Annotated in this window: 15 protein-coding genes; 10 read left to right on the forward strand and 5 right to left on the reverse strand. The window is 74.1% G+C overall.

Annotated features, from left to right (window positions below; genetic code table 11):
• On the forward strand, positions 1 to 663 hold the full coding sequence (locus tag ACIP82_RS20105) for a TetR family transcriptional regulator (RefSeq protein ID WP_363610237.1): 663 nt from the start codon (positions 1 to 3) through the stop codon (positions 661 to 663).
• 19 nt (positions 664 to 682) lie between these two features.
• Here ACIP82_RS20105 and ACIP82_RS20110 read toward each other — a convergent pair whose 3' ends face one another.
• A complete protein-coding gene (locus tag ACIP82_RS20110) occupies positions 683 to 1,114 on the reverse strand; it encodes a polysaccharide deacetylase family protein (RefSeq protein WP_400654823.1) in 432 nt (143 codons plus the stop codon).
• A gap of 224 nt (positions 1,115 to 1,338) precedes the next feature.
• On the opposite strand from ACIP82_RS20110, the gene ACIP82_RS20115 reads away from it, so the two are divergent.
• The 3 genes from ACIP82_RS20115 to ACIP82_RS20125 all read left to right on the forward strand — a co-directional run bounded on the left by ACIP82_RS20115 (position 1,339) and on the right by ACIP82_RS20125 (position 2,663).
• Positions 1,339 to 1,800: a hypothetical protein gene (locus ACIP82_RS20115; RefSeq protein WP_400654825.1), complete on the forward strand. Its 462-nt coding sequence runs from the start codon at positions 1,339 to 1,341 to the stop codon at positions 1,798 to 1,800.
• A gap of 304 nt (positions 1,801 to 2,104) precedes the next feature.
• Positions 2,105 to 2,452: a metalloregulator ArsR/SmtB family transcription factor gene (locus tag ACIP82_RS20120; RefSeq protein WP_363610231.1), complete on the forward strand. Its 348-nt coding sequence runs from the start codon at positions 2,105 to 2,107 to the stop codon at positions 2,450 to 2,452.
• 40 nt (positions 2,453 to 2,492) lie between these two features.
• Positions 2,493 to 2,663: a DUF6126 family protein gene (locus tag ACIP82_RS20125; protein WP_363610229.1), complete on the forward strand. Its 171-nt coding sequence runs from the start codon at positions 2,493 to 2,495 to the stop codon at positions 2,661 to 2,663.
• On the opposite strand, the gene ACIP82_RS20130 is transcribed toward ACIP82_RS20125, so the two are convergent.
• The gene (locus ACIP82_RS20130; protein WP_400654828.1) at positions 2,641 to 5,256 is read right to left on the reverse strand and encodes a cytochrome P450; all 2,616 of its coding nucleotides are present in this window, start codon (positions 5,254 to 5,256) and stop codon (positions 2,641 to 2,643) included. The genes ACIP82_RS20125 and ACIP82_RS20130 overlap by 23 nt on opposite strands.
• A gap of 582 nt (positions 5,257 to 5,838) precedes the next feature.
• Between ACIP82_RS20130 and ACIP82_RS20135 the strand changes: the two genes are divergently transcribed.
• The 3 genes from ACIP82_RS20135 to galE all read left to right on the forward strand — a co-directional run bounded on the left by ACIP82_RS20135 (position 5,839) and on the right by galE (position 8,606).
• Positions 5,839 to 6,618 carry a sigma 54 modulation/S30EA ribosomal C-terminal domain-containing protein gene (locus ACIP82_RS20135; RefSeq protein WP_363610225.1) on the forward strand — a complete coding sequence of 260 codons (780 nt, stop codon included), beginning with the start codon at positions 5,839 to 5,841 and terminating at the stop codon, positions 6,616 to 6,618.
• Between the two features lie 152 nt (positions 6,619 to 6,770).
• A complete protein-coding gene (locus tag ACIP82_RS20140) occupies positions 6,771 to 7,214 on the forward strand; it encodes a hypothetical protein (RefSeq protein WP_363610223.1) in 444 nt (147 codons plus the stop codon).
• Positions 7,215 to 7,589: 375 nt separating this feature from the next.
• Positions 7,590 to 8,606: a UDP-glucose 4-epimerase GalE gene (gene galE, locus ACIP82_RS20145; RefSeq protein ID WP_400654831.1), complete on the forward strand. Its 1,017-nt coding sequence runs from the start codon at positions 7,590 to 7,592 to the stop codon at positions 8,604 to 8,606.
• 159 nt (positions 8,607 to 8,765) lie between these two features.
• Here the strand turns inward: galE and ACIP82_RS20150 are convergent, their stop codons facing one another.
• Both ACIP82_RS20150 and ACIP82_RS20155 read right to left on the reverse strand, forming a co-directional pair.
• Positions 8,766 to 9,449: a transglycosylase SLT domain-containing protein gene (locus tag ACIP82_RS20150; protein ID WP_400654833.1), complete on the reverse strand. Its 684-nt coding sequence runs from the start codon at positions 9,447 to 9,449 to the stop codon at positions 8,766 to 8,768.
• A 72-nt stretch (positions 9,450 to 9,521) separates the two neighbouring features.
• Positions 9,522 to 9,728 (reverse strand): antitoxin, encoded by a 207-nt coding sequence (locus tag ACIP82_RS20155; RefSeq protein WP_363610219.1) that lies wholly within the window; start codon positions 9,726 to 9,728, stop codon positions 9,522 to 9,524.
• A 479-nt stretch (positions 9,729 to 10,207) separates the two neighbouring features.
• Here ACIP82_RS20155 and ACIP82_RS20160 point away from each other — a divergent pair, with 479 nt between their 5' ends.
• The 3 genes from ACIP82_RS20160 to ACIP82_RS20170 all read left to right on the forward strand — a co-directional run bounded on the left by ACIP82_RS20160 (position 10,208) and on the right by ACIP82_RS20170 (position 13,414).
• Complete coding sequence (locus ACIP82_RS20160; RefSeq protein ID WP_400654835.1) at positions 10,208 to 10,651, forward strand: DUF6542 domain-containing protein; 444 nt, start codon at positions 10,208 to 10,210, stop codon at positions 10,649 to 10,651.
• The gene (locus ACIP82_RS20165) at positions 10,644 to 12,230 is read left to right on the forward strand and encodes an LCP family protein (RefSeq protein ID WP_363610215.1); all 1,587 of its coding nucleotides are present in this window, start codon (positions 10,644 to 10,646) and stop codon (positions 12,228 to 12,230) included. The genes ACIP82_RS20160 and ACIP82_RS20165 overlap by 8 nt, the downstream gene beginning before the upstream one ends.
• Before the next feature lie 194 nt (positions 12,231 to 12,424).
• Complete coding sequence (locus ACIP82_RS20170) at positions 12,425 to 13,414, forward strand: endonuclease/exonuclease/phosphatase family protein (protein ID WP_363610213.1); 990 nt, start codon at positions 12,425 to 12,427, stop codon at positions 13,412 to 13,414.
• A 106-nt stretch (positions 13,415 to 13,520) separates the two neighbouring features.
• Here the strand turns inward: ACIP82_RS20170 and ACIP82_RS20175 are convergent, their stop codons facing one another.
• The gene (locus ACIP82_RS20175) at positions 13,521 to 15,128 is read right to left on the reverse strand and encodes an MFS transporter (RefSeq protein ID WP_400655048.1); all 1,608 of its coding nucleotides are present in this window, start codon (positions 15,126 to 15,128) and stop codon (positions 13,521 to 13,523) included.
• Positions 15,129 to 15,341: the final 213 nt, after the last annotated feature.

Below are 15,341 nucleotides of genomic sequence, written 5' to 3' on the forward strand. Positions count from 1 at the left end.
ATGCACCCGAGCCCGGCAGGCCGCACCGCCGCCTCCACCGGACTGCGCGACCGCAAGAAGCTCAGGACCCGCGACGCGCTCCGCCACGCCGCCCTCGACCTGTTCGGCTCCCGGGGCTTCGAGGGCACCACCCTGGACGACATCGCGGCCGCGGTCGACGTCTCCAAACGCACGGTGCTGCGCTATTTCACCGGCAAGGAGGACGTCCTGCTCGCCGTGTTCCGGGAGATGGCCGCACTGACCGCGCACGAACTCGTGCGCAGACCCGCCGGTGAGGCCCCGTTGACCGCGCTGCGCGAAGCCACCCGCCATGCCCTGTGCGAGGTGGCCCGGGCCCTTCCCGACCACCGCGGCACGCCGACGTGCGTCGCCGTCCTGGAACTGGTCGCGCGCACGCCGGGTCTGCTCGCCTCCCTCCACCACGCCCTCCTGGCCCACCAGGACGCGCTCGCCACGATCCTCGCCGCGCGTGAGCACCTCGGGGACCCGGCCGACCCGCGCCCCCAGCTCCTGGTCTCCGTGCACGCCGCGGCCATGACGGTCGCCGTCCGCTCCTGGCAGGCGAGCGGCACCCGGGACCTGGACACCCTGCTCGGCACCGTCGACGCCTGCTTCGGCAGCCTCGGCTCCGCGATCGCCGGCCGCTGGTCGGAGGCCGGCTGATCCGCCCGGCCGCCGCCGCTCAGGTGTCGAGCAGGGTGCGCAGATCCACGGTCCGGTAGCCGCGGGCGTGGACGGCGTCGATGACCAGGGGCAGCGCCTCGGCGTCCAGACAGGTGCCCGGGCCGTTCTCCTCCGGTGTGCCGACGTGGAGCTGGAGGATGGCGCCGAGCCCGTGCCCGGCGGCGGCCATCGTCCGGACGGCGGACGGGTGCCGGTCGGCGAACTCCCCGGTGGGGAAGAAGGTGGCCGGCGCCGTCCGCTCCCGCGGCACCGCCAGGGTGGTGTCCAGGCCGGTGTCGTTCCAGGCCGCGTTGAAGGTCGGCGCCAGCACCCGGTCCTCGGTCGGGATCCGCCGGACCTCGGTGCCGAGCAGCCGCGCGGGCGGGGTGGCCGCCGCGACCAGGGCGAGGACGGCGGCGAGGGCGGCCACGGCGGTGGGGATGTGTTTCACGCTCCGTCCAACGCGCCGGCCCCCGCCGGGACACGCGCGGCCCCGGGCACGCTGGGATCTCGCCATCGAAGGTCAACTTTTAGCCTGTTGCACGGTTTCCTGTGCAGAACTTGACCCAGGCATTGGAAACCCATGAGAAGGTCACGTCATGGCACATGTGAAATGTCACATGTGCCATGACGTTGTGTCCACCAGATGAACAAGATGAACGTCAGGAGACTTCGATGAACCGAATCGCCAAGATCGCGGCGGGCGCCGCCGGTGCGGTCGCCCTGCTCGCCGTCCCTGTCCAGGCCGGCGCGGCCACCACCGGTGCGACCACCCTCACCACCACCACGACCTGTGGTGCCTGGGGGCTGCAGTCCGGACTGGGGACCACCCTGTGTGCCGACGTCACCGGTGACAGCGTGCAGCTCTACGGCCAGATCAGCCTGGCGGGCCCGCCCAGCCCGGGCAGCCCGGAGCTGCCGACCCGTCAGCTGCTCACCAGCGTCTCCGGCCAGGTGGTCGGCGGCGCCTCGCTCGGTACGGTCAGCGGCGGCACGCTGTTCAGGGCCACCACCGTCCGGGTGAACGGCTTCAGCGGCACCGTGCCGTGCGGCTCCACCGTCCACGGCAGCTTCAGCGTGGTCGACTTCGGGTGGGGCCCGTCCCCGGTCACCGTGGACGTCCCGGTCGTCTGCTGACCGCCGACCACAGCGGCTGACGGGTCCGGGGCTGCCAGCCCCGGACCCGTCGGTCGTTTCCGGGTGTCTCCTGCCCCGTCGGCGTGGGCCGGGCCCGGCCTTCCCCGGTGGCCGTCGACGGTGACAACTTGAAGAAATCTTCATCCATAAGGATGATGCTTCCTGGCCGTGTGCGCCCCGCGTGCGAGGCCCGGGTGCCCGGCCCGGCTGTCCACCCACGCGAGGCACACCCACGCGAGGCCCGGCCACCCGGGCACCACCCGCCCGGGCAGCAACCACCCGAGCACCAGGGAGAGAGCGGACGATGGCGGTCCCGCTGTACCAGGCCAAGGCGGAGTTCTTCCGCACCCTCGGGCATCCCGTCCGGATCCGCGTCCTGGAACTGCTCCAGGACGGGCCGCGCCCGGTGCGCGAACTGCTGGCCGAGATCGGGATCGAGCCGTCCAACCTCTCCCAGCAGCTCGCGGTGCTGCGCCGGACCCAGCTGGTCACGGCCACCCGGGAGGGCAACACCGTGGTCTACGCGCTGAGCACCCCGGACGTCGCCGACCTGCTGCGCGCCGCCCGCCGCATCCTCACCGAGCTGATCACCGACCAGGGCACGCTGCTCACGGAGCTGCGGGCGCCCGCAGCCCAGCTGAGGAGCGGCTGAGCGCCGGGTGGCCCCGCCCCGGCCGGGCCACCCGACGGCCGTGCCCGCCGCACCCGACCCACCGAAGGAGAACCCGGCCATGGCCGACGGCACCAGCGACGAGAAGAGCAGGCGCAAGGCCATGCTCATCCGCGCGGGCATCTACATCTTCGCCACGCACCTGTTCGCCGGCTTCGTGCTGCTGCTGTTCACCCTCGGCGACCGTCACTGAGGTAGCGGCGGCTGGTACTGGTCCAGGCGTAGACGCCGTCGACCAGTTCCCGGGTGCCGTTGAGGTACCAGAGGCCCGCCGGGTGCCGGCGCAGCAGCCGGCGGCGCAGGGTCTCGCTCTCCTCCCTCAGGTCCGAGATCCGGGCGCGGACCTCCAGGACGGCCTCGCGGCGGGTACAGCCGCGGACCCGTTGCAGGGTCAGGACGGTGTTGAAGGCGGTCGCCGTCTGGCGCTCCTCCCGTTCCAGTGAGAACAAGTCGTTGATCAGCGTCGCGGCGTCGGCGGTGTGCGCGCGCAACCGGTGCAGCGCGGGCTCGGCGTGCAGCCCGTCCGGCGCGTCGGCGCCCTGGACCCGTTCCAGTATGTTCATGAACGGGTAGAGGCAACTGGCGTGGCGGCGCAGGCCCATGGTCTCGGGGAGGCCGGGGGCGGTGCCCTTGGCCCGGTGCGCGGACTCGGTGAGGAAGGTCTCCAGACAGGTCCGCCATTCGCGGGCGGCCCGGTCCCGCCAGGCGGGCGACATGGGACCGCCCTGGCGGTGCCAGAGTTCCCGCCAGGCGTACAGGAGTTGGGCGCCCACCGAGGTCGGGGTCGGGTCGTCTCCGGCCAGGACGGCGAGCAGCGGGTCGATGATCGCGTGGGCCTCGGCCGGGTGGCGGCCGGGGGTGCCGTCGAAGCGGTCGTCGAGGATGGTGAACCAGCCGAGCAGGTCCACCAGCAGGTCGAGTTCGGCGCCCCCGGCACGGGGGTACGCGTGGCCGATCAGCTTGGGCAGCCCGTAGGCCTGGTAGCGGGGCAGGCCGCTCAGGGGAAGCAGGCCGTGGTCCAGCACCCAGTCGGCGTGCCGTGCGGTGGTGGCCCGTAGCTCGCCGGAGGCCTGCGACCCCTCGGGGGTGCGCAGTTCGGCGGGGATGCGGGCGGGCATGAGGACGGCGGCCGGGCAGACGGTGGCGGGCGGATGGGCGGTCAGGGCCGGCTGAACCGCCGAGGCCGGCCGTGGCACGGCGGCGGTGCGCGGCACCGGGGCGGCGGTGCGTGCCGCCGGGACGGCCCGTGCCGCCTGGGCGGCCGGCGACAGCGGTGCCGCCCGCGGGCCCGGGATCAGGCACGGGCTCGGGGCCTCACCGTCACCGGGGGCCGCGCCGTCCTGCGGGGTGGCGGCGCCGCCGGGGCGGGAGCGGGACGCGTGACCGTTGCGCGGGGTCAGCCGGATGCGCAGCCCCTGGGCCTGGACGGTCGTCCAGACCACCTCGCGGGCCCTGGTCCCCGCGACGGCCACCGGCCGCCACCGGCGCAGAATCGCGGCGGCGGCCACGGTCAGCTCGGCCCAGGCGAAGGCCTCGCCGATGCACTTGTGCTTGCCCGCCCCGAACGGCAGGAACGCCTGCCGCCCGGCACCGGCCGCGTCGCCGCCCTCACGCCAGCGTTCGGGCCGGAACCGCAGCGGCTCGGGGTAGAGCGCCGGGTCGCGGTGCAGGGCGGTGAGGCTGTACAGCAGCTCGGTGCCGGCCGGGATCAGGTACGGGCCGAGCTCGACCGGGACGGCGGCGGTCCGCATCAGGAAGGCGTTCGGCGCGTGCAGCCGCACCACCTCCTGGGTGACGCTGCGGGTGTACGTGAGCTTCGCGAGCGCGTCGGGGGTGGGCACGGCGCCGGCCGGGAGGTGCTCGTCCAGCTCGGCGAGGACGCGGGTCTCCACCTCGGGGTGCCGCAGCAGTTCGTCGAGCAGCCAGGTGAGCGTGGTGGAGACGGTCTCGGTGCCCGCGCCGAACATGGTGATCGCCTCGGAGCGTACGTCCGCCTCGGTGAGCGGCCGTTCGGTGGCCGGGTCGGTGGCGGCGCGCAGCAGCGCGGGCAGGGTGCCGTTCGTGCCGCCGGACCGGGCGCCGCCGCTGACGGCCTGGTCGACCACCCGGTTGAGCACCCGGACGGCGTTCTCGAAGCGACGGTTGACCGGTAGCGGCAGCCGGGCGAGCTTCGGGTGCGGGTAGAGCGACTGGACGATCTGGCCCTTGACCAGGTCCGGCAGCGCCCGGTGGAAGTCGACGGTGGCGTCCTCGCTCAGCCGCGCGTCGAACAGCGTCCTGGTGACGATCTCCAGCGCGAGGTGGTTCATCTCCTTCGCCACGTCCAGTTCCTGGCCCGGTCGCCAGCGTCCGGCCCGTTCCTCGGTGACCTGGTGCATCACCGCGAGGTAGTCGGCCATCCGGTCCGGCCCGAAAACGGGCTGGATCAGCCGGCGGCGGTCCCGGTGGGCCTTCCCCCCGGACATCAGCAGACCGTCGCCGAACGCCGTTTTGAGAGTGTCCTGGACGGCGCCGCGTGGGCAGTCGTAGGCGAGGGCGACGAGCAGGGTGTGGACGAGACTCGCGTCGGTGACCACGCAGACCGTCCGTGGGCCCAGCCGGACCTGCACCACACCGCCGTGGCGGGAGAGCGAGCCGAGGAAGCCGAGCGGGTCGCGTAGCAGGGCCGGGGCGTGGCCGAGGCCCGGTACGGCGCCGGGCGCCGGCGGGGGAGCGGTCGAGGGGGTTTTCGCGGGAGCCGTTCCGGGCGGAACGGCTCGTCTACGCGTCTCGGTCGTCAGGATCATGGCATCACCTCTCACCAGATGGGCCGACGCGGCGGTACTGCCGGAGCCGGAGCCGCGAGAGCCGGGAGACGAGGGTCCCTCCAGCGCGGACCCCCGCGCGCGCCGCTCCCGGAGGGCGCACTCAATAGAGAACGCGCCGTTCGATCAGGCGTTGCGCCAAATGCCCGTGGATCACCCCATTGGTGGATCGGCCGCGCGCACTCGGGCGGAATTCCGGCTCCGGGCGGGCCGGACGGCGGTTCGGGGGGTGGCGCGGACGGCTCAGAACCGGCGGCCGGGGCCGGCCGGTTCCTCCTCCGGGCGGGCGGGCGACAGCCGGCGCGGATGGCCCGGTTCCAGCGGGATCGTCTCTTCCACGGGCGGAGTCTGGCCCGGTCGCCCCCGTGCCCGCAACTGACCCATCGGCCGATCGAGCGGACGCGCCGGCGCGGGTCGTCCGGCAGGCCCTTCCGCGGCCCCGGCCGACCTGCGCGGACCAGGCCGGAGCGGGGGGAGGACCGTTGCCCGGCAGGCAGGGTCTTTCGGCCCTCGGCCGGAGGCCCTCCGCAGGTCCAGCATGGTCCGGAACCAAGGAGGATCCTGATGACCCGTCTGCGCCACCGGCCTGCTCTCGACGTGCGGGTGGAGATCCGAGGCGAACTCCACCGCGACGACGCCGAGTACGCGCGCGCCCGGGCGTTGGAGCTGACGGCGGCGCTCGGACCGGACGCGCACGCGGCCCGTATCAGGCTCACCCACACCCGCTGCCGGGAGGTGTCCAGGCCCGCCGTGGCCCAGGCCGAGATCGAACTGGACGGCGTCGGCACGGTCCGGGCGCAACTGGCCGCCGGGACCATGCGCGAGGCGGTGGACCTGGCGCTCGGCACGCTCGGCGGCCGGGCCGCGCGGCTGCGCGAGCAGGGGGACATAGGGCTCGCCGCGGCGCACGACAGCGCTTATCGGCCGCAGTACGCCCCGCGCCCGCTCGCCGAACGACGGATCGCCCGCCGGAAACCGGTCGTTCTCGCCCGCCGCGCGCCGGACGAGGCCGTGCGCGAGATGCTCGCCCTGGACCGCCGCTTCCATCTCTTCTCCGACGCGCTCACCGGCCAGGACAGCCTGGTCCACCGCCGGCCGGGGGGAGACGGCTTCCGGCTGGTCCGGGCCCATTCGACCGCCCGGTTCGGCGGCTCCGCGCTGCCCCTGACCGAGAGCCCGCACCCCGCGCCGCGGCTCGACCTGTCCGAGGCGGCCCGCCAACTCTGGCTCACCTGCTGGCCCTTCGTCTTCTACGCCGACCCCGGGGACGGCCGCGGCCGGGTGCTGTACCGCCGCTACGACGGCCACTACGGCTTGATCACGCCGGTAGCGGAGGCCCACTGATGGGCAGGAACTGATCGCCACCGGCTGACGGGTACGCGACGACGGCCGGTGCGGCACGGCGGCCACGACACGGCCGGCGTGGGCACGACAGGCGTTGGCACGACAGGGCGTTCACGACCGACGGGCACCTCCACAAGACGGGAACTGGGACCATGGACTGCGAAGAAGTCATGCTGACCGTCCGGATCACCGCCGCGGAGCGGGGGCTGCTGCGCGAGCTGGCGCGTGGTCACGGCAGCGACGTCTCCGAGGTGGCGGCGGACGGTCTGCTGGACGTCATCCCCGCCCTGCACGGCGACGCGGGCGTGCTGCGCCTGCTGTGCGTCCTCTCCCGCCCCGCGCCCTGCGCCGTGACGCTCTGGCTGCCCGCGCCGCTCGCCGACCTCCTCCCGCTGGTCGGTGACCGGGTCACCCGGGCGAGCGGACTGCACATCGGGCCGGCCAGCGCCGCCCTGGCCGCCGCCCTCCGGCTCTGGCTGGCCGAGGACCCGGACCAGCTGGCCGCCTCCCTCTCCCGGCTGCACGCGCACGGCCAGCCGGTGGGCGTCGTGCCCGTGGTCCGGTCGCCCGCGCTGGGCGCCCGGGTCGCGGCCTGACGGGGCCTCGACCGGTCTCCGGCAGCGTGCGGGAGTGGGGTGGGTGACACCTGTTCGGACCTGGGGCCGACGCGGCCCGGGTGGCATGTCCGGGGCGGGAAATCGGCTGGTCAGGGCTCTGGCCACGGACCCCCGGCGGGTCTAGCATTCCGGTCACGGCCGCCGGTGTCCGAGCCTGTGGACGACCGGCCGGGTGGCCGCCACCACCCCATGCCGGGGAGCGCACACCCCCCCGAGTGCGCTCCCCGGCGCCGCTGCCCGCTGCCCGCTGCCTGTTGCCGCCACGACCGCCGGAACCATCGCTCCTGAACCATCGTCCCCACTGTCACCGGCCGCCACCCGAGGCGTCCGGCCGACCGCAAGGGAGCGTCCGCGTTGAAGAAAGTTCTGATCACCGGCGGCGCGGGATACATCGGCAGCACCGTGGCCTCCGCGCTGCTCGACCAGGGCATCACGCCGGTCGTCCTCGACGACCTCTCCAAGGGCCGGGCCGAGTTCGTCGAGGGCCGCGTCTTCTACCGGGGCGACATCGCCGACGCGGCCCTCCTCGACCGCATCTTCGCGGAGCACCCCGACATCGACGCCGCCCTGCACTGCGCCGCGCGGATCGTCGTCCCGGAGTCCGTCTCCCAACCCCTGTACTACTACCGCGAGAACGTCGCCAAGACCGTCGAACTGCTGGAGTCCCTCCAGCGCAACGGCTGTACCCGCGTCGTCTTCAGCAGCTCCGCCTCGATCTACGCGCCCACCCCGGACGCCCGGGTCGACGAGAGCTGCCCGGTCGACGCCAACAGCCCGTACGCCCGCACCAAGCAGATGATGGAACAGGTCCTCCAGGACTGGACCCGCGGCCATGGCGCCGAGGAGGTCCGCGTCATCACCCTGCGCTACTTCAACCCGATCGGCGCCGACCCGCGGCTGCGCACCGGTCTGCAGGACCTCCACCCGACGCACGCCCTCGGCAAGCTGATCGAGGCCCACGCCACCGGCACGCCGTTCACCATCACCGGCGTCGACTGGGCGACCCGCGACGGCTCCGGCATCCGCGACTACATCCACGTCCAGGACGTCGCCGAGGCCCACGCCGCCGCGCTCACCCGCTTCGACGAGGTCATCAAGCCCGCCGCCGACGACCGCTACCGGGTCATCAACATCGGCACCGGCGAGGGCACCACCGTCCGGGAACTGGTCACCGCCTTCGAGCGCGCCGTCGGCACCACCCTCGGCACCCGCGAGGCGGACCCCCGCCCCGGCGACGTCATCGGCTGCTACGCCGGCATCGACACCGCCCGCGACCTCCTTGGCTGGACCCCTCGCCGCACCATCGGCGAAGCCGTCACCGACGCCCTCGCCTGGCGCACCAAGTGGTCCACCCACCTGGCCGCCTCCTGACCTTCCCGCCGCGTCCTCCGGTGGGCCCGCGCGTCGCGAACGCGCGGGCCCACCGGTCGTTGTGCGGACTGCGGCGTGATCCACCGCGGCAGACCACGGCCGGCGGCTGATCCACGTGATCGGGGGCGGCGGTGGCCAGTCGGCTGAAGTGGGCTTTGGTCAACCGGATTTGACGGCGGTGGCGGACTTCTGCCAGTTGTCGTGGAGACGGTCGAGGTAGGACTGGGCCTGGGAGCCGGGCTTGATGCCGCGGGCGAAGGCGGACATGTTGCCGGCGCCGGTGTTGTAGCCGAGGGCGAGGAGTTCGTCGCGGGTGAGGGAGGTGGCGGGGCGGGCGGGGAGCTGGGCGGCGAGGTCGTGGAGGTGCCAGGCGGCGGCCTCGATGGCGAGGTCGCGGTCGTCGGGGAGCTCCTCCCAGCGGCGGTCGGCGAAGTCCCGGCCCTGCTTGGTGTCGTCGAAGGCGGCGCGGTGCATGTTGGCGATGCCGAAGGAGGCGTCGGGTTTGGTCCGCTGCCAGGCGCGTTCGAGGTCGGGGTCGTGGGGTTTGTACGACTCGTTGTAGAGGATCGCCATCAGCAGCTGGGGGTTGATGCCCGCTCGGGCGGCGTGGGTGCGGACCGGGGCCGCGTAGTCGGCGGGGTCGTAGCGGCCGGAGGGGCGGGAGGGCGACGGGGCGGACGCGGCCGGGGCGGTGGTGGTGCCGGCGGACGGGGGCGAGGGGGAGGCGGCGGAGTCGGCGGGGGCCGGGTGGCCGCCGCCGCGGATGATGCCCCAGCCGGCCGCCGCCAGGACGGCGGCGGCCAGCCAGCGGCCCCAGCGGGGGCCCGTCCGGTCTTTCGTCACTGCCGCCCGCCCGTCCGTTCGTTGATCCCGATGGCCCGTTGGTGGTTCCGGCGGCAGTGCCGCGCCGGGGTGTTACTCCGTCGGCTTCTTGTCGTCGTCCAGGTTGCGGATGAAGTCCTTGGCCTTCTCGACACCGGTGTCGATCTGGCTCGCGTACTTTCCGTCGGTCTTGTCGTCGATCACGTCGCCGACCTTCTCCAGCCCCTGGCCTATGACGCCGCTGTGCTCGCGGGCGAGGTCGGTGGCCTTGTCCGCAAGGTTCTTCAGGTTCTCGAACATGGTGACGCGCTGCTCCTCTGATGCGTTCCTGATGGGTGCCGACGGGTGGGGATCACGCCCATCCTAACGAGGCCCCACCTGGCGGTTCCGCCGCAGCCGGGAGGGCGGCGGGTGACGCGGCGGGGGCGGGTTTGTATGCTCCAGCCGAGTTCTACAACAGTGTAGAAGTTCGGGAACCGTCATCCGGACGGTTCGCGTCCCGGTACGCAGGACGGCGCGCCGGTGCCGTGGCAGCCGAGTTGACGAGGGGTGTGTGGATGGCCGGGCAACGGGCGAGAACGCCGGACCGGGGCACGCGATCGCGACCGGGGGCGCATCCCGGGGAGTCCGGCGTTCCTGCGCAGCGCTCGGGCGCGGCGGGCCGTGGTGCCGACGACGGGGGCGCCCGGGACGACGGTGCGCGGGGTGGCGGCGGTGAGGCCACGCCGAGGGCGGTCGCGGCGCGGCGGCGGGAGGCCCCGCGGCGCGGTGGCCCGCCGGTGGTGCTGGTGGCCGTCGGGCTGCCGGTGCTGGGCGCGGTGGCGGACGAGCTGAACGGACCGGGCACCGGGCTGCTGTTCGCGGTCGGCGCGGTGCTGGGCACGGCCGCCGCGGTGGTGCTGTGCAGCCGGCCGGGGCGCTGGTGGGTGGTCACGGCCGCACCGGTGGTGGTGCTGGCGGTCCGGGCGGGCGTCGAGTACCTCGCCCGCCGGGAGGACTACCAGGGCAAGGCGCTCGCCTCGGGGGCGCTGCGCTGGGTGGTGGGGGCGTTCCCCGTGATGGCCGAGGCGGTGGCGGCCGCACTGCTGGTGATCGCCGTCCAGACCGTGCTCGGCAGGAGCGGGAGCAGGAGCGGGAGCAGGGGCGGGAGAGGACGCGGCACCGGGGGCGGTAGCGGGAGCAGGGGCGGGAACGCCAGGAGCCGAGGGAGTCGTCGTGGCTGACCGGAAGAACACCAGGGCGCGGGCCCCGCGCCGCACCGCGCCGCTGACCGTCGCCGGGCGGGGCCTGGCCTGCACCGTGTCGGCGGCCGTGCTGGGGGCCAGCGGCTTCACCTGGTACGAGTACCGCAGCCTGGACAGCGGCATAGTCAAGTCGGCGGCGCTGGCGGAGGCGAAGAAGAACGCGCCGCCGCACCTCGACAAGTCGGTGAACCTGCTGCTCATCGGTCTCGACAGCCGCAAGGACATGGACGGCAACGACCTGCCCAAGGAGTTCGTCGAGGACGAACTGCACGCGGGCTCCAGCGAGATCGGCGGGTACAACACCAACGCCCTGATCGTCCTGCACATCCCGGCCAACGGCGGCAAGGTGGCCGCGCTCTCCGTCCCGCGGGACGACTACGTCCAGACCGTGGGCGCGGACGGAAAGATGCACAAGATCAAGGAGGCGTACGGGATCGCCAAGGACGCCGCCGAGCAGAAGCTGGCCGGCAAGGGGCTGTCCAAGCCGGAACTGGAGCGCCAGAGCAGGGAGGCCGGCCGCTCGGCCACCATCCAGACCGTGCAGGCGTTCCTGAACATCCCGATCGACCACTTCGCCGAGGTCAATCTGATCGGCTTCTACGACATCGCCAAGGCGGTGGAACCGATCCAGGTCTGCCTCAACCACCCGGTCGACGATCCGATCGTCGCCCGCACCGCGACCCGCGAGGGCGGCGGCACCGGGCTGAAACTCCCGGCCGGGATCAGCTCCCTCAACGCGGCGCAGGCGCTCTCCTTCGTCCGCCAGCGCCACAACCTCCCCAACGGCGACCTCGACCGCACCCACCGCCAGCAGGCGTTCATCTCCTCGGTCGAGTACCAGCTCAAACAGCAGGGCATCCTCAACGACTTCGGGAAGCTCCAGCGGCTGTTCGACGTGGTGAAGAAGGACGTCGTCATCGACAACGAGTGGAACATCCTGGACTTCGCGCAGCAGGCCCCCAACCTGACCGGCGGCAACGTCGAGTTCAACACCCTGCCGATCACCGGGTTCAAGACCATCGGGGGCCAGGAGGTCAACACCGTCAACCCGGACCTGATCAAGCGGATCGTGCAGCAGCTGTTCAACCACGATCCGGCGCCCGCCGCCCCGGCCGGGGGCGGCGACACCGCTGCGCCCGGGGCGACCGACCCGACCACCCCGGCCGCGTCGAGTCCGGCCAGGGAACGGGCCACCGTGGACGTGTACGGCGGGTCCGCCGCCGGCGAGTCCAAGGCGCTGGCCGAACTCGGTTACCAGGCCGGCAAGGTGGGTGAGGCCGCGGGCCGGCCCAAGGCCACCACCGTCACCTACGGCAGCGGGGCCAAGGCCGACGCCCAGCAGATCGCCGCCCATTACGGGGTCACGGCGGTGGCCGCCGCCGGCGCGCCCGCCGGCCACGTCGTGGTGACCCTGGGCAGTACGTTCAGCGCCTCGCCCACGACGCCGCCCCCGGCGGGCTCCGGGCCGCAGCCCGCCGACGCCGCCCCGGACCCGGCCGCCGGCCTCCCCATGCAGGGCCCCGCGGTGAAGGCCGGCGGGATCCCCTGCGTGGACTGACGGGCGGCGCGGCCTGCCCGCGCGGCCCGGCGCCGGTCCGAGCCCGAGCCCGAGCCCGAAGCCGGTGCCTGAGCCCGAGCCCGAGCCTGAAGCCGGTGCCCCCGGAACCGGACCCGGCCGCTCCGCGTCTTCAGCCGGAGCGGCCGGACGACCGGGCGCCGCAGGGGTGGCGAGAATGACGGGTGGGGAACCGCGTGCGTAGCAGATCGGGCAACAGGACGGCGAGCGGCCGGGGTTGGTGGCGCCGGACCCGGACGGCCCTGGTGGTGCTCTGCGTGGTCGGGCTGCTGCTCTCGGCGGCCCTGGTCGTGGTGCGGCTGGCGGGCTGGGACGACGGGACGTCGCTGGCCCTGCCGATGGTGCTGCTGCCGTACGCGGCCCTGACCACCGTCCTGGCCCTGGGCGTCCTGCTGGTGCTCCGCTCGTGGTGGGCGGCGGGTCTGGCCGGACTGCTCACGCTGGTCCAACTGATCTGGCTGGTACCGCGTTTCGTGCCGGACGGCGGCTCGGTGGCGGCCGACGCGCCCCGGCTCCGGCTGGCCACCAGCAACGCGTACATGGGGCAGGTGGACGTCGCCGCACTGGTCCGCCTGGTGCGTGAACAGCGGGTGGACGTCCTCGCGGTGGAGGAGCTGAGCGGCTCCGCCGCCGCCGCCCTGGACCGGGCGGGCATCGCGGAGCTGCTGCCGTACCGGGAACTGCCGGCCGGCCAGGACACCGCGCTCTACTCGCGACTGCCGCTGACCCCACTGGCCGTCTCCGCCTCGGCGCAGGTGGCGGCCGAGGTGTCGGTCGGCGGCCGGACGGTGCGGCTGACCGCCGTGCACACCTACTACCCGCTGGGCGACGCCCGGCGCTGGTCGGAGGACTTCGACGGCCTGCGGGCCGCGGCGGCCGACAGCACCCGCAACGCCGTGTTCTTCGGCGACTTCAACGCGACCCTCGACCACGCGCCGATGCGCGACCTGCTCGCCACCGGACTGGCGGACACCCACGCCGAACTGGGCCGCGGCGGTGCGCCGACCTGGCCGGAGGACAACGCCGACTTCCCCTTTCTGCCGCCGGTGATCCAGATCGACCACGTCCTGCACGGCGACGCGCTGAGCGCGGTGTCGGTGGCCGAGCACACCGTGCCGGGCGCCGACCACCGGGCGGTGGTCGCCGAACTCGCCGTCACCGGCTGAGGGTTCGGCGGTCTGAGCGGACTTCCGGCCGCCCCGGGGTGTCCGGCCGCGTGGCGCTGCCACCGCCGAGAGGTGAACGGCGGTGGCAGCGGGGGGTGGTGGGTGATCAGGAGGTCCGGGAGTCGGCCGTCGGCAGGGTGACGACCTCCGCGCCCCCGTCGGCGGGCGCCGGGAGGTGCGCCGCCGGAGCGGGACCGCCCCGCCGACGGGCGAGGGCCAACAGGCAGGCGCCCGCCGCGACACCGCAGAGCAGCACGACCGCGCCGACGGAGGCCGCGTGGCCGACGGCGTCCGTGAACGCCTGCGCCACGTCCTGCGGGCGGGGCCGGCCGAGCGCGCCGAGGCGCTCCTCGAACCGGGTGGTCATCAGGGTGCCGAGGACGCTGGTGCCGAGCACCGCGCCGACCTGGCGGGCGGCGTTGACCGTCCCGGCCGCCGCGCCCTCCTTGCCGCGCGGTACGTGCCCGACCGCCAGTGCGGTGGAGGGGGCGTTGGCCAGGCCGCAGCCGAAGCCGAAGACCACCAGGGAGAGGGCGTACCCGCCGAACGCGTCCGTCGGCTCGACGGTGGCGAACAGCGCGGCGCCCGCCGCCGCCAGCAGCAGCCCGACGACGATCAACGGCGCGGCCCCGAACCGCCGTCCGAGGATCCCGGCGACCACCGAGGCGAGAATGAACGTGCCGAACTCCGCCAGGAGTTGGACGCCCACCTGAAGGGCGGTCAGCCCGCGCACCTGCTGCAGCCAGAGCACCTGGAGCAGCGAGAGCCCGACGAAGCCGAACAGCACGGTGGCGGCCAGCAGCAGGGCTGCGCTGTACGACGGGTCGCGCATCAGCCGCAGATCGAGCAGCGGGTGGTCGCGGCGCAGTTCGACCACCGCGAAGACGGCGAGCAGGACGGCCGCGCCGACGGCCGCGGCCAGCGGCAGACCGCCGGCGTAGCTGTGGTGCCCGCCGTCGATCAGCCAGTAGATCAGCAGCGCCAGCCCGGCCGTGACGAGGAACTGTCCCGGCCAGTCCAGCCGCCCGCCCTCGACCCGCGACTCCGGCACGCCGAGCAGCGCGGCGCCGGCGGCGAGGGCGGCGATCACCGGGCCGAGCCAGAACGCCGTGTGCCAGGTGGACCAGCGCAGGGCCAGCCCGGCCGTGATCGGTCCGAGGGCGAGCCCGAGCCCCGACGTGGCCGCCCAGGCGGAGATCGCGCCGGCCCGGCGGCGCGGGTCGGGGAAGGCGTTGGTGATGAGGGCGAGCGAGCTGGGGGTGATCAGCGCGCCGCCGAGCCCGGCGATCGCCTGGCCGGCCAGCACGGCGGACAGGCTCCCGGCGAACACCAGGACCACCCCGCCGACGGCCATCGCGAGGGCGCCGAGCAGGAAGATCCGCCGCCGCCCCCACCGGTCGGCGAACGCGCCGGCGCCCAGGACGACGGAGGCGACGACCAGGGTGTACATGCTCGGGACCCAGACCAGGTCGGCGGAGTCGAGGCCGAGGTCCTCGCGGACCGCGCCCAGGGTGCCGATGGTCTGGGTGGTCTGGACGAAGACCGTGAACAGGCCGAGGCAGGCGGCCAGTAGAACGAGTCCGCTGCGGTCAGTGCGCGACATCGGACGCCCCCGGGTGGGTCGTGGCGGTCGCGGGGGCGCTCGCTGCGAGGGCCGCGGTGCCGGCTCCCGTGCTGGTCCCGTTGCTGGGGCGGACGGGGGCGGGCCCTGGATCCGCGCCGGCTGTGGTGGCCGGTGCGGTACGGCGGGCGAGTTTCACTGGGCTCTCCATGGCTGGGGTGTGTGGGGTTGTGCGGAAGGGGGTGTGCCGGAGCGCGCCGGGCTGGGCCGGCGGGGTTCGCGGGACGCGACTCAACGGGGCAGGTGGGGGGCGGCCGGATCTCAAGCCGCTCCGCCAGGGCCGCCGACTGCCCGGGGAGGGAGGGG

The sequence above is a fragment of the Kitasatospora sp. NPDC088548 genome (assembly GCF_044753005.1).
In the GTDB taxonomy this organism is placed as follows: Bacteria; Actinomycetota; Actinomycetes; order Streptomycetales; family Streptomycetaceae; genus Kitasatospora.